This is a genomic window from Kitasatospora cinereorecta, assembly GCF_024172095.1.
GTDB classification, from domain to species: domain Bacteria; phylum Actinomycetota; class Actinomycetes; order Streptomycetales; family Streptomycetaceae; genus Kitasatospora; species Kitasatospora cinereorecta.
In genome coordinates this window covers 1039554-1060063 of sequence record NZ_JAMZDX010000003.1, presented here as the reverse complement: position 1 = coordinate 1060063, position 20510 = coordinate 1039554, and the positions used below count along the sequence as shown (strand labels likewise).

Below are 20510 nucleotides of genomic sequence, written 5' to 3'. Positions count from 1 at the left end.
TGGGAGAGGAATCGGGAAAGGATCCGGGGCGGAAAACCGGGGCGGAAAACACGAAGGCCCCTCGGTCGCGCCGAAGGGCCTTCGCTCTATGCAGCTCACCGCACGTTCCGGTGAAGCTCCCCCAATTGGACTCGAACCAATAACCTGCCGATTAACAGTCGGCTGCTCTGCCAATTGAGCTATGGGGGATTGAGCTCCTCCAATTGGACTCGAACCAATAACCTGCCGATTAACAGTCGGCTGCTCTGCCAATTGAGCTATGGAGGATTGATCATCCGCCCGACCGCCTCGCTCCCGGGGGCTTCCCCGACCGCTCGGCGCTCGCTGCGGGACATACATTAGCGCACTCAGGGGGGTGGTCCGCCAATCGCTTTCGCGCGGTCACCCGCGGTGGCCTCCGCTCGGCGCGCCCCGCGCGCGCCGGGGCGGCGCTGCGAGGATGCTGGTGCACGGCGACCCGGCCGGGCGCCGCCCGGCCCCGGCCCGCCACCCGCGGGGCGGTTCACGGCCCGGCGGGGCGGGTAGGGCAAGTCGGCACGGAGTCGCGCGACGCCACGAGGAGCGCGCGCAGGCGCTAGGAAGGGTGGAACCCGAGCATGTGGAAGGTGACGTTGATCGTGGGCGTCGGGATCGGCTACGTCCTGGGCGCCCGGGCCGGCCGGCAGCGGTACGAGCAGATCGCCGCCGCGGCCCGGCAGCTCAAGGAGAACCCGAAGGTCCAGGACGCCGCCGGCAAGGCCCGGCAGCAGGCCGGCGCGGTCGCCGGGCGGGCGGCCGGGGCGGTGGCCGACAGGGTCGGCGACCGGCTGCCGAACGCGGTGACCGACCGGGTCCCGTACTTCACCCACCGGGCGGCCGAGAACGACGACTGGGGCACGCTGCGCCCGTGAGGCCGAGCGGCGGCGACCCTGGGTCCGGCCGGGTTGGTTCCAGTACCGACTGGGCAACACTTGCGGCGGCCGGGCCCATGGCCGCCACCGGCTGAGGCATGATCTCGCCATGGCCATCGTCGCGGGCATCGACAGCTCCACCACTCGCACCCGGATCGTCGCGTGCGACGCCGAGACCGGCGCCGTTCTGCGGCAGGGCCGGGCGCCCCATCCGCTGCCCGAGGGCGAGGACGCGAGGACCACCGAGATCGACCCGCAGATCTGGCTGCACTCGCTCGGCGACGCCGCCACCGGGGGTCTGCTGGAGGGCGTCACGGCCATCGGCGTGTCCGCTCAGCAGCACGGACTGATCGGCCTGGACGCGGGCGGGGTGCTGGTCCGCCCCGCGCTGCTGTGGAACGACCCGCGCTCGGCCGGCGCGGCCGCCGCCCTGCTGGACGCGCTCGGCGGGCCGCAGCCGTGGGTGGAGGCGATCGGCGCCGTCCCCGGCCCGACGTACACCATCGCCAAGCTGCGCTGGCTGGCCGAGTTCGAGCCGGCCTCGGCCAAGCGGATCGCCGAGGTGCTGCTCCCCCACGACTGGCTGGTCTCGCAACTGCTGGGCAGCCCCAAGCGGCGCACCACCGACCGCGGCGACGCCTCCGGCACCGGCTACTGGTCTCCGGTGACCGGCGAGTACCGGCAGGACCTGATCAAACTGGCGGTCGGCCACGAGCTGCGGGTGCCGGACGTGCTGGGCCCCGCCGAGCCGGCCGGGCACACCCCCGAGGGCCTGCTGATCTCGGCCGGCACCGGCGAGAACATGGCCGCCTCGCTGGGCCTCGGCCTGAACGTGGGCGACGCGGTGGTGTCGATCGGCGGCAACGGGACGATCTTCGCGGTGCACGACCGCGCGGTGGTCGACCCGACCGGCCTGGTCTCCTCCTTCGCCGACGCGACCGGCCGCCACCTGCCGATGGTGGCCACCCTGAACGCGGCGCAGGTGCTGCGCTCCACCGCCGCGATGCTGGGCACCGACCTGGAGGGCCTGAGCACGCTCGCCCTGCAGTCCTCGCCGGGCTCGTACGGCATGGTGCTGCTGCCGTACCTGGACGGCGAGCGGACCCCGAAGCTGCCGCACGCGGCGGGCACCCTGACCGGTATGCGGGCCGAGTCGATGGCCCCGCAGCACCTGGCCCGGGCCGCCGTCGAGGGGATGCTCTGCAACGTCGCCGACGCGCTCGACGTGCTGCGCTCGCACGGGGTCGCGGTGGAGCGGGTGTTCCTGCTCGGCGCGGCGGGCCGGCTGCCGGCCGTCCGGGAGATCGCGCCGCTGCTGTTCGGCAAGCCGGTGGTGATCCCGCCGGCCGGCGACCACGCGGCCCGCGGCGCCGCCCGGCAGGCCGCCTGGTCGCTGGCGGGCACCCCCGAGCCGCCGCGCTGGGAGCTGCCCGACACCACGGTGCTGGCGCCGGACCAGGAGCACGACCTGGCGGTGGGCAACGCGGTGCGCCAGCAGTTCGCCGCGGTCCGCGAGCAGATGCACCCGGAGACCAAGGGCTGACGCCGGCCGCGGCAGCCCCGCGCGGATCGCGGCGGCCGCTCAGTCCAGGTAGCCGCGCAGCTGGTCGGCGAAGGCGTGTCCGCGCAGCTTGGCCAGCGTCTTGGCCTCGATCTGGCGGATCCGCTCCCGGGTGACGCCGAAGAGGTGCCCGATCTCCTCCAGGGTGCGCGGACGGCCGTCGTCGAGCCCGTAGCGCAGCTGGACCACCTGCCGCTCCCGCTCGCCCAGGGTGGCCAGCACGGCGTCCAGGTGTTCGCGCAGCAGCAGGAAGGCGGCGGTCTCGGCCGGTGAGGCGGCGTCGGCGTCCTCGATCAGGTCGCCGAGCGCCACGTCCTCCTCCTCGCCGACCGGGGTGTGCAGCGACACCGGCTCCTGGGCCAGCCGGAGGATCTCCCGGACCCGCTCCGGCAGTAGCTGGAGCACCTCGCCGACCTCGGCGGCGGTCGGCTCGTACCCGCGTTCCTGGAGCAGCGAGCGCTGCACCCGCAGAACCCGGTTGATCAGCTCGACCACGTGGACCGGGACCCGGATGGTGCGGGCCTGGTCGGCCAGCGCCCGGCTCATCGCCTGCCGGATCCACCAGGTGGCGTAGGTGGAGAACTTGTAGCCGCGGGTGTAGTCGAACTTCTCGACGGCGCGGATCAGGCCGAGGTTGCCCTCCTGGATCAGGTCGAGCAGGGTCAGGCCGCGGCCGACATAGCGCTTGGCCACCGAGACCACCAGGCGGAGGTTGGCCTCGATCAGCCGCCGTTTGGCGATCCGGCCGAGGACCACCAGGTGGTCGAGGTCGTCGGTGAGGCGCCCGCCGAGTTCGTCGGCGTGGTCGAGGGCGGCCTCGGCGAACAGTCCGGCTTCGATCTGGCGGGCGAGTTCGACCTCCTCCGCGGCGGTGAGCAGGCGGACCCGGCCGATCTCCCGCAGGTACTGGCGCAGCAGGTCGGCGGCGGGGCCGGTGCCCTCGTCCAGGGCCGCCCCGGACCGGCGGGGCCCGGATCTCGCGGCGGGCACCCCGGGCTCGGCGTCGGCGGCGGGATCGGAGGCAGCGTCAGCATCGAGGTCGGGCAAGGGGCCTGACGCGAGGTCGGGACCCGGATCGAGGTCCGGATCGAGGTCGGGGCCGAGGTCCGGTTCCGGCTCGAAGCCGGTGGCCGGGTCGACGCCGTCGACCGGTCGGTCCGGCACGCGGGCAGGGCCGTCCTCGGCGCCGACGGCCTGGGGTTGGCGTACAGCGGCTAGCTCCACGGGCATCCCTCCAGGGGCCGCGCGCGACGTTGGGGGCCGCCGCGCCACACCGACTGGGATACCCACCCGTGTGGGTTACGCCACATCGGGCCCGGAGGCTACAGCGCGGCCGCCCCGCGGCTCTTGAGCATCTCCTTGTACTGCTGGAGTGCGTACAGCTCGCCCTGGACGGCGACCCGCTGCTCCTCGGTGGCCCGGGCGCCGAGCCGGTGGAGGTAGGTCCGGGCCTCCTCGATGCGGCGGTCGACGGCCTGCAGACGGAGCTTGACCAGGAACTCTCCGGCGTAGATCTCGTCCGCGCGGCGCCGGGTGCGGATCGGCTCCACCGTCAACTCGGTGACCAGACCGCGGACCTGATCGTCCGGACAGACCTCGCGGACGGTGCCGGTGAAGTCGGGCAGGGCGGCGCCGTACGCGGTGCCGCCGGCCCGGCCGATGGCCCGGCGGACGGCCTGGTAGGGCGGGGTGGGGAACTCGTCCTCGCCGTACTGGTCGAAGGCCGGGCTGACCAGCTCGGGGTGCTGGAGGGCGAGCTTCAGCAGCTCGCGCTCGACGAACTGGGCGGGGTCGCGCGGGTTGAGCCGGAAGGCGGGCCGGGCCGCGGGCTGGGCCGGGACCGGGGCGGTCTCGGGCCGCCGCAGGCCGGGGCGCTGGGCGCCGTTCTTCTCGTTCTCGCGCTGCCAGCGGGCCAGTTGGGAGATCCGGCGGACCACGAACTGCTCGTCCAGGATGCCCAGCATGCCGGCCAGCTGGACGGCGTACTCGTGCTGGATCGAGCGGTCCTTGATCTTGACGATGATCTGGGCGGCCTCCTCCAGGGCGGCGGCGCGGCCCTCGGCGGTGTCCACCCGGTGCCGGTCGACCGCCGAGCGGAGGGCGAACTCGAACAGCGGGACCGGGTTCTCGATCAGCTCGCGGACCGCGTCGTCGCCCTTGGCCAGGCGCAGCTCGCACGGGTCCATGCCGCCCGGGGTGATCGCGATGGAGGTGCGGGCGGCGAACTTCTGGTCGTCCTCGAAGGCGCGCAGGGCGGCCTTCTGACCGGCGGCGTCGCCGTCGAAGGTGAAGACCGTCTCACCACGGTAGGTGGAGGTGTCCATCAGCAGCCGACGGATGATCTTGATGTGGTCCTCGCCGAAGGCGGTACCGCAGGTCGCCACCGCCGTGGTGACCCCGGCCAGGTGGCAGGCCATCACATCGGTGTACCCCTCGACCACCACCGCCCGGCCGGACTTGGCGATCTCCTTGCGGGCCAGGTCGATGCCGTAGAGGACGTTGGACTTCTTGTAGATCGGCGTCTCGGGGGTGTTGAGGTACTTGGGGCCGTTGTCGTCCTCGCGCAGCCGGCGGGCACCGAAGCCGACCACGTCGCCGGCGCTGTCCCGGATCGGCCAGACCAGCCGGCCGCGGAAGCGGTCGATCAGGCCGCCGCGCTGGCCCTGGGAGGCCAGGCCGCCGACCGAGATCTCCTTGTCGCTGAAGCCCTTGCCGCGCAGGTAGCGGACCAGGTGCTCCCAGCCCACCGGCGCGTAGCCGACGCCGAAGTGCGCGGCCGCGGCCTCGTCGAAGCCGCGCTCGGCCAGGAAGCGGCGGCCGATCTCCGCCTCCGGCGAGCCGAGCTGCTCCTGGAACCAGGCGGCGGCCACCTTGTGCGCCTCGACCAGCCGGGTCCGCTCGCCCTGCTGGTGGCGGGGGCTGTAGCCGCCCTCCTCGTAGCGCAGGGTGATGCCGGCCTGGGCGGCCATCCGCTCGACCGCCTCGGCGAAGGAGCAGTGCTCGATCTTCATCAGGAAGGAGATCGTGTCGCCGCTCTCGCCGCAGCCGAAGCAGTGGTAGACGCCCTTGCCCGGGTGAACGTAGAAAGAGGCCGACTTCTCGTCGTGGAACGGGCAGACGCCCTTCAGCTGCGCACCGCCGCCGTTCGCCAGCTGGACGTAGTCGCCGACCACCGCGTCGATGGGCAGCGCCTGGCGCACCGCCTGCACGTCTTCATCCCGGATCCGACCAGCCACCTTGGGAATCCTACGCGACCCCGCCGACGAGCCGGGCGTGCAGCGCCAGCGCCGAGGCGTCGGTCAGGGTGGCGATCTGGTCGATCACGCTGCGCAGCGCGGCCCGGTCGTCCTCCGCCTCCTCGTAGAGCGCGGCGAAGACCGGGTCCAGTCCGTACGGGGCGTCGCGCAGCAGCACCTCGGCCAGCTCGGCGATCACGATCCGCTGGCGGGAGCGCAGCTGGGCCTGCTCGTCGCGCTGCATCACGTACCGGACGGCGACCGCCTTGAGCACCGCGCACTCCAGCCGGACCCCGCGCGGGACGACCAGCTCGGCGGCGTACCGGCTGAGCCGGCCGGGGCCGTAGCGGGCCCGGGTGGCCTGCTCGGCGGCCAGGCAGAACCGGCCGATCAGCTGGCTGGTGAGGTCCTTGAGGCCGGCCCGGGCCCGGGCCGTGCCGTCGTAGCCGCGCGGCCACCACTCCTGGGCCTGGAGCCCGTCGAGCGCCTGGGAGAACTCCTCGGCGGAGGCGTCGGGGGCGTACCGCTCGGCGACCTTGAAGAGTTCGGCGCGCTCCTCGGCGGAGCGCAGCGCGGCCGGGTCGATGTGGCCGGCCTGCAGGCCGTCCTCGACGTCGTGGGTGGAGTAGGCGACGTCGTCCGACCAGTCCATGACGGTGGCCTCGAAGCACTTGCGGCCGTCCGGCGCGCCGGTGCGCAGCCAGCGGAAGACCGGCAGGTCGTCGCCGTACACGCCGTACTTGGTGGAGCCGGGGTCGGTGGGGTGCTCGCCGCGCGCCCACGGGTACTTGGTGGCGGCGTCCAGCGCGGCGCGGCTCAGGTTGAGGCCGACGCTGCGGCCCGGCCAGGGGGCGAGCCGGACGGGCTCCTCGTCCAGCGGGGCGAAGCGCTTGGGCTCCAGCCGGGTCAGGATGCGCAGCGACTGGGCGTTGCCCTCGAAGCCGCCGCACGCCTGGGCCGCCTGGTCGAGGGCCTCCTCGCCGGTGTGGCCGAACGGCGGGTGGCCGATGTCGTGGGCCAGGCAGCCGGTCTCCACCAGGTCCGGGTCGCAGCCGAGCGCGGCGCCGAGTTCGCGGCCGACCTGGGCGCACTCCAGGGAGTGGGTGAGCCGGGTCCGCGGGAAGTCGCTGCGCATCGGGGCGACCACCTGCGTGGTGCCGGCCAGCCGGCGCAGCGCGGCGGAGTGCAGCACCCGGGCGCGGTCGCGCTGGAACGCGGTGCGGCCGGGCCGCTTGTCCGGCTCGGGCACCCAGCGGGCCTCGGCCTGCGGGTCGTACGGGAAGGCGGCGTACGGGGCGGTGGCGTGCGGGGTGGTGGCGTGCGGGGTGGTGGCGTGCGGGGTGGTGGCGTGCGGGCCGGTGGCGTTCATATGTCACTCACCGTACGCCCGGTGGCCGACATTGCACCGTGCGCCGCGCTAACTCCGGGTGGCGGCCAGGCGGCGCCAGCGGGGCTGCTCGGTGATCAGGCAGGCGGCGGCGAGCACGGTGGTGGCGAGGGCGGCCCAGGCCGGCCAGACGGCCCAGGCGGCCAGGACGGCCGCGGCCAGCTGGAGCAGGACCAGACCGATGGTGGCGACGCCCGGGACGGGGACGATCACCTGCTTCTTGTCGCCCGGGGTGGCGAAGACGGTGGGCAGGCCGATCAGCACCAGGACGGAGAGGACGGCCAGCGGCACGGAGTGCGCGGCCAGCGCCCAGGGGGTGGCGATCCAGGCGATCAGCTCGGTGAGGAAGCGCAGGGCGTCGGCCAGTCGGGTCACGCGGCGACTCTCCCACGGACGCTTCGCGGGCGGGTGGATTTTCCATGATGCAGAGAGTTCTCTGCAGAGATTCCTATGCAGAGAGTCCTCTGCACTCTAGGGTGGGGCCATGACCGAGCACCGCCCCGAAGAACCCCGTCCCGAGCCCCGCCCCGAGCCCCGCCGCCGGATCGACGCCAAGAGCCTGCGCGGCCTCGCCCACCCGCTGCGGATGCGGATCCTGGACGAGCTGCGCGAGCGCGGCCCCGCCACCTCCGCCCGGCTCTCCGACCGCCTCGGCGAGTCGACCGGCACCATCAGCTGGCACCTGCGCCACCTCGCCGAACACGGCTTCATCACCGAGGAGCCGGACCGCGGCACCCGGCGCGAGCGCTGGTGGCGGGCGGCCGGCGCGGCCAACGTGCTCAGCACCACCGACTTCGACCGCGACCCCGGCTCCCGGGAGGCGCTCTCGGTCTACCTCGGCGAGCTGCTGCGCACCCAGTTCCAGCGGGTCGCCGACTCGATGGCCGCCGAGTGGCCCGAGGAGTGGCGGGGCGTCGGCACCACCACCGCGTGGACCAACCTGCGCCTGACGCCCGCCCAGCTGACCGCCCTCAACGCGGAGCTGACGGCCGTCGTGGAACGCCACACCCCCGACCCGGACGTCGAGCCCGACCCGGCCGCCCGTCCGGTCGTCGTCCAGATCCAGGCCCTCCCCCGAAAGGACCCCGACCGGACATGAGCACCCGACCCGGCATGAGCGCCCGACCGGACATGAGCACCGGCACCGGCACCGCCCCCGCCGCCTCGCTGCTGCGCCGCCACCGCGACTTCCGGCTGCTGTGGACCGGCGAGACCGCCAACAAGTTCGGTTCCGCCGTCACCGGACTGGCGTTACCCCTGATCGCCGTCACCGCCCTGCACGCCTCCACCGTCCAGGTCGGCCTGCTCGGCGCCGCCGGCTGGCTGCCCTGGCTGCTCGTCGGCCTGCCCGCGGGCGTGTGGGTGGACCGGCTGCGCAGCCGTCCGATCATGCTCACCGCCACCGCCGCCTCGCTGCTGCTCTTCGCCACCGTCCCGCTGGCCGCCCGCGCCGGCGTCCTCACCATGGCCCAGCTGCTGGCGGTCGCCCTGGCCACCGGTACGGCCGGCGTCTTCTTCCAGACCGCGTACACCGCCTACCTGCCACGGCTGCTGGACCCGGCCGACCAGGCCGAGGGGAACGCCAAGCTGCACGGCAGCGCCTCCGCCGCCGGCATCGTCGGCCTCGGCTCCGGCGGCCTGATCGCCCAGCTGACCGGACCGGTCAACGGCCTGCTCGCCAACACCTGCACCTTCGTCCTCTCCCTGTGGTGCACCGGACGGATCGGGTACCGCGAGCCCGAGCGCCCCGCCCGGCCGCGGCGCTCGCTGCGCACCGAGATCGGCGAGGGGCTGCGCCTGGTCGCCGGGAACGCCTGGTTCCGCACCTTCACCCTGTTCGGCGCCGCCTCGAACGTGATGCTGACCGGCTACCAGACCCTGCTGGTGGTCTTCCTGATCCGCGAGGTCGGCCTGCCCGAGGGCGCGGTCGGCGCGGTGGTCGCGGTCGCCTCCACCGGCGGGGTCGCCGGCGCGGCGGTGGCCCGCCGGGTGGCCGCCCGGATGGGCACCGCACGGGCCATGCTCTGCTTCGAACTGACGCTGCCGGCCGTCGCCGTGCTCATCCCGCTGACCTCCGGCGGCGCCGGGCTCCTGTACTACGTCCTCGGCGGCTTCGGGGTCTCGGCCGGCGTGGTCGCCGGGAATGTCATCAAGTCGACCTTCCAGCAGCGGTACTGCCCGCCGGAGCTGCTCGGGCGGCTGTCGGCCAGCGGCGCGGTGCTCAACTTCGGCGCGGTGCCGGTCGGGGCGCTGGCCGGCGGGCTGCTGGGCGACTGGCTGGGAGTGCGGCCGGCGATGTGGGTGCTGTGCGCGGGCGTACCGCTGGCGGCGCTGATCCTCTGGTTCTCGCCGCTGCGCGGCCGACGCGACCTGCCGACCGAACCGCTCGGGGAGCCCGGGGCCCCCGTTCGTACGGCCGCGGTGACAGCGGTGTGACAGCGATCCGACGGCGGCTCGGCCGCAGGGGGGCAGCGGGGTACCGGACGGGCCGCCTGGCGGGGTCAGGCGGCCCGGCGGAGGGCGCGGGGGCGGGCGTGGGCCCGGTAGCGGTCGAGGACCAGGCGGGCGAGCAGCGGGTGGGCACCGAGCGGCGACGACGCGAGACCCGCGCCGGCGGCGGCCGCGAGGCGGGCGAAGTCGCCCGGTGCGGTGAAGTAGCCGGCCACGGCGACCTCGGGGTGGCCCTCAGCGGCGAGGGCGGCGACCTGGGCGGCGACGCCTGGACCACCGGCGGCCACGTAGCCGGGGCGGACGGGGACGCCGAGGCGGGCGGCGAGCAGGACGGCCTGGGCATCGGTGTCGGCGGCGGCCTGCGGGTCCCGGGAGCCGGAGGCAGCGAGCACCACCGGCTGGCCGGACCACCCGGCTTCGGCGAGGCGGGCGTACAGGGCCTCGGTGAGCAGCGGGTCCGGTCCGAGCGGCGGGGCGAGCACCGCGTCCAGGTGGGGGGCGGCGGCGAGCGCGGCCGGGATGTCCACCTTGACGTGGTAGCCGCGGCTGAGAAGCAGCGGGACCAGGACGGCGGGGCCGGTGAGGGCGTCCAGGACGTCGGGGAGCAGCGGGGCATTGAGGCCCAGGTGGGCGAGGCGGACGTCCAGCTCGGGGGCGGCCCGGCGGACGGCGGCGAGCAGGCGGCGGATCTCGGCCCCGGCGGCGGGGTCGCGCGAGCCGTGGGCGACGAGCACCAGCGTCGGGTGGCGGGCCTCGTGGACCGCGCGAGCCTCGCGGGCCTCGCGGGGCGTTCGGGGCGGGGCGTCGAGGGGGGTCACGGTCATGTGATCAGCGTGGCGGGGGGCTGTTTCGGGGTGGTTGCCCGGGCGTCACGGGTGGTTTCCCGTGGCTCACGGGGTGGGGTGGGTGGGGGGTGAGCAGCCCGTCCCGGGGTGGGCGTCGCGGTTCCCCGAGCCCCTGGAGGAGAACTCACACCTCGGCCGCCGGTCCGTGAGGCGGGTGTGCGGGGGACGTAACGTGCGGGCCAAGGGGGTGAAACAGGGTGCTTGCAGGGTGGCGGTATGAGCGACGCCACCGAGACCCACTGTCCCTACTGTGCGCTGCAGTGCGGGATGGGCCTGCGACCCGCCGACGGTCCGGTGCCGGTGACGGTGGTGGAGCGGCCGGCGTTCCCGGTGAACCAGGGGGCGCTGTGCGGGAAGGGCGCGAGTGCGGCGGCGGTGCTGGCGCCGGGCGCGCGGCTGACGTCGCCGCTGGTGCGGGTGGACGGGGAGCTCCGTCCGGCGTCGTGGCCGCAGGCGCTGGACCGGATCGCGGCCGGGCTGGCCGGGACCGCCGAGCGGTACGGGCGGGACGCGGTCGGGGTGTTCGGCGGTGGCGGGCTGACCAATGAGAAGGCGTACGCGCTGGGGAAGTTCGCCCGGGTGGTGCTGGGGACGTCGGCGATCGACTACAACGGCCGGTTCTGCATGTCCTCGGCAGCGGCCGGCGGCATCCGGGCGTTCGGGGTGGACCGCGGGCTCCCGTTCCCGGTGGCGGACATCCCGCGGGCGGGGTGCGTGATCCTGGTCGGCGGCAACCCGGCCGAGACGATGCCGCCGTTCGTCCGCTACCTGCGGGAACTCAAGGAGAACGGGGGCCGGTTGATCGTCGTCGACCCCCGGCGCACCCGGACGGCGGAACTGGCCGACCTGCACCTGGCGCCGCGTCCCGGCACCGATCTGGCACTCGCGCTCGGCATGCTGCACCTGGTGGTCGCGGACGGCCGCACCGACGAGGAGTTCATCGCGCAGCGGACCACGGGCTGGCCCGAGACGCGGGACGCGGCGATGGCGCACTGGCCGGAGCACGTGGAGGCGGTGACCGGCGTGCCGCTGCCGCAGCTGCGCGAGGCGGTGCGGCTGTTCTGCGGGGCGCCGACCGGGATGGTGCTGACCGCGCGCGGGCCGGAGCAGCAGGCGAAGGGCACCGACACGGTCAGCGCCTGGATCAACCTGTGCCTGGCCACCGGCAACGCGGGCCGCCCGTACGCGGGTTACGGCTGCCTCACCGGCCAGGGCAACGGCCAGGGCGGCCGGGAGCACGGCCAGAAGGCGGACCAGCTGCCCGGCTACCGCAAGCTGGACGACCCGGCGGCGCGCGCCCACGTGGCCGCGGTCTGGGGGGTCGACCCGGACTCCCTGCCCGGCCCGGGGCGCAGCGCGTACGAGCTGCTGGAGTCGCTCGGCGGCGAGGTGCGGGCGCTGCTGCTGATGGGTTCCAACCCGGTGGTCTCGGCGCCGAGCTCGACCCGGATCGCGGAGCGGCTGGGGTCGCTGGACTTCCTGGCGGTCAGCGACGTGGTGCTGTCGGAGACGGCGGAGCTGGCGGACGTGGTGCTGCCGGTGACCCAGTGGGCCGAGGAGACCGGGACGATGACCAACCTGGAGGGACGGGTCGTCCTGCGGCGCAAGGCGGTGGACCCGCCGGAGGGCGTGCGCAGCGACCTGGAGGTGCTGCGCGCTCTGGCCGAGCGCCTCGGCCGTCCGGAGGGCTTCCCGACCGAGCCGGAGGAGGTGTTCGAGGAGCTGCGCCGGGCGTCGGCCGGCGGGGCGGCGGACTACGCGGGGATCAGCTACCCGCGGATCGCGGCGGAGGACGGGGTGTTCTGGCCCTGCCCGGAGCCGGACCATCCGGGCACCCCGCGGCTGTTCCTGGACCGTTTCGCCACCCCGGACGGACGGGCCAGGTTCACCGCCGTCCAGCACCGGCCGGCCGCCGAGGAGCCGGACACCGACTACCCGCTGCGGCTGACCACCGGACGGGTGCTGGCGCAGTACCAGTCCGGCGCGCAGACCCGCCGGGTCGAAGCACTGAACCAGGCCGCGCCCGGCGCGTTCGTGGAGCTGCACCCGGTGCTCGCCGAGCGCCTCGGGGTGCGGGAGGGGGACCGGGTCGCGGTGGTGAGCCGCCGCGGACGGACCGTCACCCCCGCCCGGCTGACCGCCGCGATCCGCCCCGACACCGTCTTCATGCCCTTCCACTGGCCCGGCGAGGCCAATGCCAACCGCCACACCAATCCGGCCCTCGACCCGGTCTCGCGGATGCCCGAGTTCAAGGCGTGCGCGGTCCGCGTGGAGGCGGCGGACTGACCGCGTGGAGGCGGCGGACTGAGGCGCCCGGGCCGCTCACAGCCGCCCGGCGGGCGCGCTGAGGCCGAAGTTCCGGTGGTGAAACAGCGGGGCACCTGGCGGGAAACACCCGCCGACCATGCTCGGGGGCATGACAGCGACCGAGACGCGGGTAGTGGTGGTGGGCGGCGGGATGGCCGGCCACCGGGTCGCCCAGCAGGCCGCCGGGCGCGGGCGGGAGGTGCTGCTGCTCGGCGAGGAGGAGCACCGGCCGTACAACCGGGTGCTGCTGGCGGAGGTGCTGGCGGGCCGCTTCCCGGCGGAGGTGGCGGCGCTGGCCGCGCTGCCGGACCGGGTCGAGCGGCGCACCGCCCGGGTGGTGCGGATCGACCGGGCCGAGCGGCGGGTGCTGTGCGACGACGGCTCCGCGGTCGGCTACGGCGACCTGGTGCTGGCGACCGGGTCGAACCCGGTGCTGCCGGCGCTGCGCGGCCTGTTCGACGACCGGCTGACCGGGCGGGAGCGCCACCGGCTGCCGGACGGTGTCTTCGCCTTCCGGACCATGGCCGACTGCGCCGACGTGGACGCCTACCTGCCGGAGGTCCGGCAGGCGGTGGTGGTCGGCGGCGGCCTGCTCGGGGTGAGCGCGGCCCGGGCGCTGGCCGCCCGCGGGGTGTCCGTGGTGCTGGCCCACCAGGGCGAGCACCTGATGGAGCGCCACCTCGACGAGGAGGCCGCCCGGCTGCTCGCCGGGCACCTGGCCGAGCTCGGGGTCGAGGTGCACACCGAGTGCCGGGTCCGCTCGGTGCTGACCGACGGCGGGCGCCGGGTGACCGGCGTCGAACTGGCGGACGGCTTCCGACTGGAGGCCCAACTGCTGGTGGTCGCCGTCGGGGTCCGCCCGCGGACCAACCTGGCCGAGGCGGCCGGACTGACGGTGCGCCGGGGCGTCGTCGTCGACGACCGGCTCACCACCGACGACCCGCACATCCACGCGGTCGGCGACTGCGCCGAGCACCGCGGCGTGCTGTACGGCCTGGCCGGCCCGGCGCTGGCCCAGGCCGACGTGCTGGCCCGGGTGCTGGGCGGCGAGGACGCCGCGTACCCCGGCAGCCGGCTGCTCACCCGGCTCACCCTCAACGGCGGATCGCCGCTGGACCTGGCGGCGTTCGGGGTGACCGCCCCGGCCGGGCCCGCGGACCGGGTGGTCCGGCTGGCCGACGCCAGCCGCGGCACCTACCGCAAGGTGATCGTCCGCCGCGACGAGCAGGGCGGTGACCGCCTGGTCGGCGGCGTCCTGCTCGGCGACCTGGACACGGTCGGCACGATCGCCGGCACCTGGGAGGGCGACGAGGCCCTGTCAGCGCATCCGCTCCACCTGCTCACCACGCAGAGCTCGACCACCGGAGGGCCATCCCGATGAACACCAGCCCGATGACCACCCCCAAGCCCACGCTGCTCCTGGTCGGGTACGGCATGGTCGGCCACCGCTTCCTGGAGGCCCTGGCCGACGCGGGGGCCGCCGACCGCTACCGGGTCGTCGTCCTCGCCGAAGAGCCCCGGCCCGCGTACGACCGGGTCGCGCTGACCTCGTACTTCTCTGGCAGGAGCCCCGAGGACCTGCTGCTCGCCGAGGAGGGCTTCACCGACAAGCACGGCTACGAGCTGCACCTGTCCTCCCCCGCGGTCGCCGTCGACCGGGCGGCGAAGACCGTCACCACCGCCGCCGGACACACCATCGGGTACGACACCCTGGTACTGGCCACCGGCTCGTACCCGTTCGTACCGCCGGTGGACGGCAAGGACGCCGAGGGCTGCTTCGTCTACCGCACCATCGAGGACCTGCAGGCGATCGAGCGGTACGCGGCCGGCGCCCGGGTCGGCGCCGTGGTCGGCGGCGGCCTGCTCGGCCTGGAGGCGGCCGGCGCGCTGCGCGGCCTGGGCCTGGAGACCCACGTGGTCGAGTTCGCCCCCCGGCTGATGCCGGTGCAGGTGGACGAGGGCGGCGGGGAGGCGCTGCGCCGCACCATCGAGGAGATGGGCGTGGTGGTGCACACCGGCGTCGGCACCAAGGCGGTGGAGGTCTCGCAGGACGGCACCGCAGTCGGCATGCAGTTCACCGACGGGTCGCGGCTCGACACCGAGCTGGTGGTCTTCTCGGCCGGCGTCCGCCCCCGCGACCAGCTGGCCCGCGACTGCGGACTGACCGTCGGCGAGCGCGGCGGCATCGCCGTCGACGAGTTCTGCCTGACCTCCGACCCGAACGTGTTCGCCATCGGCGAGTGCGCCATGGCGGTCGACGGCCGGGTGTACGGCCTGGTCGCGCCCGGCTACGAGATGGCCCAGACGGTGGCCCGGCAGCTGGCCGCGCAGTCGGCCCAGCCGTTCACCGGCGCCGACCTGTCCACCAAGCTCAAGCTGCTCGGCGTGGACGTGGCCAGCTTCGGCGACGCCTTCGCCACCACCCCGGGCGCCCTCGACGTGGTCTACTCCGACTCCCGCGCGGGCGTCTACAAGAAGCTGGTGGTCACCTCCGAGGGGGCGCTGCTCGGCGGCATCCTGGTCGGCGACGCCGAGGCCTACGCCTCGCTGCGCCCGCTGGCCGGCACCGGCAAGCCGCTGCCCGTCCCGGCCGAGTCCCTGGTGCTGCCGGCCGGCCTGGCCGCGCCGGTCTCGCTCGGCGGCTCGGCGCTGCCGGACGACGCGGTCGTCTGCAACTGCCACAACGTCACCAAGGGGCAGGTCCGGGCCGCCGTCACCGAGCACAGCTGCACCACGGTGCCCGAGGTGAAGACCTGCACCAAGGCGGGCAGCGGCTGCGGTTCCTGCCTGAAGCTGCTCGGCTCGATCGTCAGCGAGGAGCTGGAGGCCAGCGGCGTCGAGGTCGACAAGGGCCTGTGCCCGTGCTTCGCCTACACCCGGGCCGAGCTGTACGAGATCGTCCGGGTGAAGCGGATCGCGACCCACCGGGAGCTGCTGGCCAAGCACGGCCGGGTCGGCCAGGACGCCGAGGGCTGCGAGGTCTGCAAGCCGACCGTCGGCTCGATCATCGCCTCGCTCGCCCCCGAGCTGGAGGCCTCCGGCCACATCCTGGACGGCGAGCAGGCCGCCCTGCAGGACACCAACGACCACTTCCTGGCCAACCTGCAGAAGAACGGCTCCTACTCGGTGGTGCCGCGCATCCCGGGCGGCGAGATCACCCCCGACAAGCTGATCGTGATCGGCGAGGTGGCCCGCGACTTCGGCCTCTACACGAAGATCACCGGCGGTCAGCGGATCGACCTCTTCGGCGCCAGCGTCGACCAGCTCCCGCAGATCTGGAGCCGGCTGGTCGCGGCGGGCTTCGAGTCCGGCCACGCGTACGGCAAGTCGCTGCGCACCGTGAAGTCCTGCGTCGGCTCCACCTGGTGCCGGTACGGCGTGCAGGACTCGGTCGGCATGGCGATCCTGCTGGAGCTGCGCTACCGCGGCCTGCGCTCCCCGCACAAGCTCAAGTCCGCCGTCTCCGGCTGCGCCCGCGAGTGCGCGGAGGCCCGCGGCAAGGACTTCGGGGTGATCGCCACCTCCAACGGCTGGAACCTGTACGTCGGCGGCAACGGCGGCGCCACCCCCCGCCACGCCGACCTGCTCGCCCAGGACCTGGACGACGAGCAGCTGATCAGGCTCATCGACCGCTTCCTGATGTTCTACATCCGCACCGCCGACCGGCTGGAGCGCACCTCCACCTGGCTGGAGCGGATCGAGGGCGGCCTGGACCACGTCCGGGACGTGGTCGTCCACGACTCGCTCGGCATCGCCGCCGACCTGGAGGAACTGATGAGCCACCACGTCGACGACTACCAGGACGAGTGGGCCGCCACCCTCGCCGACCCCGAGCGCCTGGCCCGCTTCGTCTCCTTCGTCAACGCCCCCGGGGTACCCGACCCCAGCATCCGCTTCACCCCCGAGCGCGACCAGATCAAGCCCGACCTGGTGCTGCTCGCCACCGAGGAGGAGCTGCTGGCCGCCCTCGACCCCGACAACGACCCCGACAACGCCCGCGTCGCTGCCCGCGCCACCGCGTCGATCCTGGAGGACGCCCGATGACCACCGTCGCCGTACAGACCCGGATCGAACTGCTCGCCGGCCGCGGCTGGACCGCCGTCTGCGACCTGGACCTCCTCCTGCCCGGCCGGGGCGTCGCCGTCCTGCTGCCCGACGGCCGCCAGGCCGCCGTCTTCCGGGACGCCCGGGACCGGATCCACGCCACCGCCAACCGCGACCCGTTCACCGGCGCGTACGTGCTCTCCCGCGGCCTGCTCGGCTCCACCGCGGACGGCCGGGTGTACGTGGCCTCGCCGCTGCTCAAGCACCGCTTCGACCTGGAGACCGGCGAGTGCCTGGACGACGAGTCGGTGCGGATCCCGGTGTACGCCGTCCGGCTCGCCGAGGTCTGACGCCCGGCCCGGGTCCCCGCCGGCTCCACGACACCCCGACACCCCGACTCCCCGACGGCCCCGCTGCGGTTGCCTGCCCTGACACCGCGGCCGGGGCCGTCGGGGTCGTAGGCGGGAAGTCGGTAGGGGTCAGTGCGCGACGGCGGCCAGGACGGCCTCGGCCATCGCCGCCGCGCCCCGCTCGTTCGGATGGAGCGCCGCCAGCCCGGCCGCCGGCTGCGGCGGCTCCAGCCAGCGGGTGGCCGCGCCCGCACACATGTCGTGGCCGCGGGAGCCGCTGTAGGTGTCGACGAACACCGCCCCGGCGGCCTCCGCCCGCTGCCTGAGCACCGAATTGAGCCGCTGCTCCTGCTCGCTCAGGAACGCCACGTCACCGGGGGCCATGCCGGCACCCAGCGTCGCCGCGCAGCTCGCCGGATCGGCCGGCAGCAGGGCTGGATAGCCCACCACGTACACCCTGGCCTGCGGCGCGCGGCGCCGGATCTCGGCCACCGCCGCACCCAGCCGCTCACCGGCCGTGTCGACCTTGCGCCCCACCTCGCCGCGGCCCGCGCCGTCGGTGTAGTAGCTGCGGCACGGCGCCTGGCCGCCGCCGCCTCCGCCAGTGGACGCGCCGGCACCGGCGAGGGTGTGCCGGACGTTCTCGACCGCGCAGCGGCCGACCACGGCCAGGAAGCCCGCGTCGTTGCCGCCGATCCCGACCGTGACCAGCCCGGTGTCCGCCGACAGCGCGTCCAGCTGCGGCGGGTTGGTGCCGTCGCCGGTCCGCTGCGGGGAGGCCAGGTCGGTGGTCGTGGCGCCGCTGCAACTCACATCCGTGAAGGACGTCACATGCAGCCGTCCGGCCACCAGGGAGGGGTAGTCCGCCCCCGAGCGGCCGCACCCCGGCACCGTCCCCACCTGCGGCGGGATCCGCAGCCCCGAGGTGTACGAGTCGCCGAGCGCCACGTACGGGCCGCTCAGGCCGGCTGGTGTGCTCGACGCGGTCGGTTCGCCCGGCTGCTCGGCGGACGCAGGCCGCTGCGCCGCCCCTCCCCCGCTTCCCCCGCTGCACCCGGCCAGGCAGATCAGCGCCGCCGCGGCCAGCAGCCCCGTGCGCCGCACCTACTCGGTGTCGCGCTCGTGCTCGGCGAGGAACTCCTCGAACCGCCGGCCCAGCTCGTCCGCCGAGGGCAGGTCGGCGGTCTCAGCGAGCAGGCTCTCCCGGCTCACCGCGCCGGAGACCGCGTCGTACTGGCCCTCCATGCCCTGGATCGCGGACCGCAGCTCGCCGTCGCCCTGGGCCAGCTGGTCCTCGATGTCCGCGTAGACCTCGTCCACCTTGCGGCGCAGCTCGGTGCCGGGCAGCACCAGCCCGGTGGCCGACTGGACCGACTCCAGGATGGTGACGGCCGCGGCCGGGTAGGCGGAGCGGGCGATGTAGTGCGGCACGTGGACGGCGAACCCGAGCACGTCGTGGCCGGCCTCGGCGAGCCGGTACTCCAGCAGCGCCTGGGCGCTGCCGGGCACCTGGGCCTGGTCGAACCACTTCGGGTGGCCCGGAGCGAGGTCGAGGCGGGTGCCGTGCGGGGTCAGGCCGACCGGACGGGTGTGCGGCACGCCCATCGGGATGCCGTGGAAGTCGACCGCCAGCCGCACCTCGAAGCGCTCGACCAGCTCGGCGACGGCCGCCGCGAACAGCTCCCACTCGGTGTCCGGCTCCGGACCGGTGAGCACCAGGAAGGGCGCGCCGACCGAGTCGTGCACCAACTGGAGCAGGATCTCCGGCGGGTCGTAGGCCGTCCAGCTCTCCCGATCGAAGGTCATCGCGGGGCGGCGGGCGCGGTAGTCCACCAGACGGTCGTGGTCGAACCGGGCCACCACCTGGGGCGAGCCGTGCTCCAGCAGGTGGGTGACCACCTGGCCGCCGGCCTCGCCGGCGTCCATGAAGCCCTCGAAGTGGTAGAGCAGCACCGGACCGCTGTCGGACTCGGCGGCGGCCCGCGCGGCCGCCAGCGCGGTCACGCCCTGTCGCTCCAGCTCGTACAGCTCCTTGGGATCACGCACAGCGCACCCAACCCCGTTCCCGTCTCGTCGTCGTCTCGGATCCGCCCTGTCCGCGGACCTGCTCAGTCCAGCGTGGCGGAGGCCGCCGACATTCCCGTCCCCGCCAGAGTCTTCACCCCGTCCCTCGAATCCTCTCACCTCCCCCGGAAGCCGCAGGTCGGGGGCGTGTCAGCCGGATCGGAACCGACCATTCCGGCCGCAATCGAACGATCCGCGGCGTGCCCGGAAGCCCCGCGCGCCCCCGATGGCGCGCCGCGAAGTGACGCATTGCCTTCTTGCGGGTATCGTCCTCTCGCTGCCTCGCATCGACGCGTCGTCGCGACGCCGTCTGTCACGGCGTCGGCCACGTCCCGGTCCGATGTGCGGCCAGCCACTCTCTGCGCACCTTGCCTTCACTTGGCCGCCTGCTTCCCTTCGTGATCTCGTTCCTCTCTCGGCCATCTCGCGGACGCACACTGTCCCCTCGCTCATCCCGCCGGACCGGTCCGTCGACCCGTGTCCGTTCCGGCACCGCGCTGCCCGCCTCCGGGCCGCCGACCCACCGCACGTCCCAGCCTCGGGCGTAGCCGTGCGGCCGGCCGGTCCGAGACCGGGGCGAACGACCACAGCCCTCGCGCCGCAACCCCGGCACGTGGGCCCCGACGACCGTCGAAGGACCGAAGGATCCGTGCCCGTACCCGTCACCCTCTACGGCCGCGCCGTGCGGCTGGAGCCCCTCGCCGAGCACCACGCCCCGGCCCTGGCCGAGGCAGGCGCTGAGGACCGTACGACCTACGCCTTCACCCCCGTCCCGCACGGCTTGGAAGCCGCCCGGGACTACATCGCGCGTGCCCTGGCCGATCAGGCGGCCGGCCGGTCACTGCCCTTCGCGACGGTGAGCGTTGCCGACAACCGGGTGGTCGGCTCGACCCGGTTCCTGGAGCTCGACTACTGGCAGGGCCCGCTGGTGTGGCCGCCGACTCCCGGCGTGCCCCACGGCGACCCGCTGGAAGCCGTGCCGGACGCCGCCGAGATCGGCAACACCTGGCTCTCCCCGCGCGCGCAGGGCACCGGCATCAACACCGAGGCCAAGCTGCTCATGCTGCGGCACGCCTTCGAGGCGTGGGGGGTGCAGCGCATCTCGCTGCGCGCCGACGCCCGCAACACCCGCTCGCGGGCCGCGATCGAGCGGCTCGGCGCCACCTCCGAGGGCGTCCGCCGGGCCCACTCACGCGGGCTGGACGGGGTCGTCCGGTCGACCGCGTTCTACTCGATCCTGGACGAGGAGTGGCCGGCCGTCCGCGACATCATCGAGCTGCGGATCGCCGCCGCCACCTCCCCCAGCGCGCCGGACCCGGCGCCGCTCAACAAGGAGTGTCTTAGACACGGCGGCTCACTGATCACCGTCTGAGCC

16 protein-coding genes and 2 tRNA genes are annotated in these 20510 nt (G+C 74.5%); 9 read left to right on the top strand and 9 right to left on the bottom strand.

Annotated elements, in window-relative coordinates; genetic code table 11:
- Positions 1-116: 116 nt before the first annotated feature.
- Positions 117-189, bottom strand: a tRNA-Asn gene (locus tag FHR36_RS18220).
- Between the two features lie 5 nt (positions 190-194).
- Positions 195-267 (bottom strand) — tRNA-Asn (locus tag FHR36_RS18215).
- Positions 268-596: 329 nt separating this feature from the next.
- Here FHR36_RS18215 and FHR36_RS18210 point away from each other — a divergent pair.
- Both FHR36_RS18210 and FHR36_RS18205 read left to right on the top strand, forming a co-directional pair.
- Positions 597-890 (top strand): hypothetical protein, encoded by a 294-nt coding sequence (locus tag FHR36_RS18210; RefSeq protein ID WP_253798479.1) that lies wholly within the window; start codon positions 597-599, stop codon positions 888-890.
- Positions 891-999: 109 nt separating this feature from the next.
- Positions 1000-2433 (top strand): FGGY family carbohydrate kinase, encoded by a 1434-nt coding sequence (locus FHR36_RS18205; RefSeq protein WP_253798478.1) that lies wholly within the window; start codon positions 1000-1002, stop codon positions 2431-2433.
- Positions 2434-2472: 39 nt separating this feature from the next.
- Here FHR36_RS18205 and FHR36_RS18200 read toward each other — a convergent pair whose 3' ends face one another.
- The 4 genes from FHR36_RS18200 to FHR36_RS18185 form a co-directional block, all read right to left on the bottom strand.
- Positions 2473-3681, bottom strand: coding sequence for an RNA polymerase sigma factor (locus tag FHR36_RS18200; RefSeq protein WP_253798477.1), 1209 nt, complete (start codon positions 3679-3681; stop codon positions 2473-2475).
- A 92-nt stretch (positions 3682-3773) separates the two neighbouring features.
- On the bottom strand, positions 3774-5687 hold the full coding sequence (gene dnaG, locus FHR36_RS18195) for a DNA primase (RefSeq protein WP_253798476.1): 1914 nt from the start codon (positions 5685-5687) through the stop codon (positions 3774-3776).
- Between the two features lie 10 nt (positions 5688-5697).
- Positions 5698-7056, bottom strand: a complete 1359-nt coding sequence (locus FHR36_RS18190; protein WP_253798475.1) for a deoxyguanosinetriphosphate triphosphohydrolase — start codon at positions 7054-7056, stop codon at positions 5698-5700.
- Between the two features lie 48 nt (positions 7057-7104).
- A complete protein-coding gene (locus tag FHR36_RS18185) occupies positions 7105-7449 on the bottom strand; it encodes a hypothetical protein (RefSeq protein WP_253798474.1) in 345 nt (114 codons plus the stop codon).
- A 109-nt stretch (positions 7450-7558) separates the two neighbouring features.
- Between FHR36_RS18185 and FHR36_RS18180 the strand changes: the two genes are divergently transcribed.
- Positions 7559-8173, top strand: a complete 615-nt coding sequence (locus FHR36_RS18180) for a winged helix-turn-helix domain-containing protein (protein ID WP_253798472.1) — start codon at positions 7559-7561, stop codon at positions 8171-8173.
- Between the two features lie 32 nt (positions 8174-8205).
- Positions 8206-9510: an MFS transporter gene (locus tag FHR36_RS18175; RefSeq protein WP_253799407.1), complete on the top strand. Its 1305-nt coding sequence runs from the start codon at positions 8206-8208 to the stop codon at positions 9508-9510.
- Positions 9511-9575: 65 nt separating this feature from the next.
- Here FHR36_RS18175 and FHR36_RS18170 read toward each other — a convergent pair whose 3' ends face one another.
- Positions 9576-10349 (bottom strand): sirohydrochlorin chelatase, encoded by a 774-nt coding sequence (locus tag FHR36_RS18170; RefSeq protein WP_253798469.1) that lies wholly within the window; start codon positions 10347-10349, stop codon positions 9576-9578.
- Positions 10350-10586: 237 nt separating this feature from the next.
- Here FHR36_RS18170 and FHR36_RS18165 point away from each other — a divergent pair, with 237 nt between their 5' ends.
- From FHR36_RS18165 to nirD, 4 genes are all read left to right on the top strand, one after another.
- The gene (locus FHR36_RS18165) at positions 10587-12656 is read left to right on the top strand and encodes a molybdopterin oxidoreductase family protein (protein ID WP_253798466.1); all 2070 of its coding nucleotides are present in this window, start codon (positions 10587-10589) and stop codon (positions 12654-12656) included.
- Positions 12657-12786: 130 nt separating this feature from the next.
- Complete coding sequence (locus FHR36_RS18160; protein WP_253798464.1) at positions 12787-14058, top strand: NAD(P)/FAD-dependent oxidoreductase; 1272 nt, start codon at positions 12787-12789, stop codon at positions 14056-14058.
- Positions 14055-16721 (top strand): nitrite reductase large subunit NirB, encoded by a 2667-nt coding sequence (gene nirB / locus FHR36_RS18155; protein ID WP_301330278.1) that lies wholly within the window; start codon positions 14055-14057, stop codon positions 16719-16721. The genes FHR36_RS18160 and nirB overlap by 4 nt, the downstream gene beginning before the upstream one ends.
- The gene (gene nirD, locus FHR36_RS18150) at positions 16718-17071 is read left to right on the top strand and encodes a nitrite reductase small subunit NirD (RefSeq protein WP_253798462.1); all 354 of its coding nucleotides are present in this window, start codon (positions 16718-16720) and stop codon (positions 17069-17071) included. The genes nirB and nirD overlap by 4 nt, the downstream gene beginning before the upstream one ends.
- Positions 17072-17200: 129 nt before the next feature.
- On the opposite strand, the gene FHR36_RS18145 is transcribed toward nirD, so the two are convergent.
- Both FHR36_RS18145 and FHR36_RS18140 read right to left on the bottom strand, forming a co-directional pair.
- On the bottom strand, positions 17201-18175 hold the full coding sequence (locus FHR36_RS18145) for an SGNH/GDSL hydrolase family protein (RefSeq protein WP_253798459.1): 975 nt from the start codon (positions 18173-18175) through the stop codon (positions 17201-17203).
- A complete protein-coding gene (locus tag FHR36_RS18140; RefSeq protein ID WP_253798456.1) occupies positions 18176-19117 on the bottom strand; it encodes a PAC2 family protein in 942 nt (313 codons plus the stop codon).
- A 667-nt stretch (positions 19118-19784) separates the two neighbouring features.
- Here FHR36_RS18140 and FHR36_RS18135 point away from each other — a divergent pair.
- Positions 19785-20507 (top strand): GNAT family N-acetyltransferase, encoded by a 723-nt coding sequence (locus FHR36_RS18135; protein WP_253798453.1) that lies wholly within the window; start codon positions 19785-19787, stop codon positions 20505-20507.
- The last annotated feature ends 3 nt before the right edge of the window (positions 20508-20510 follow it).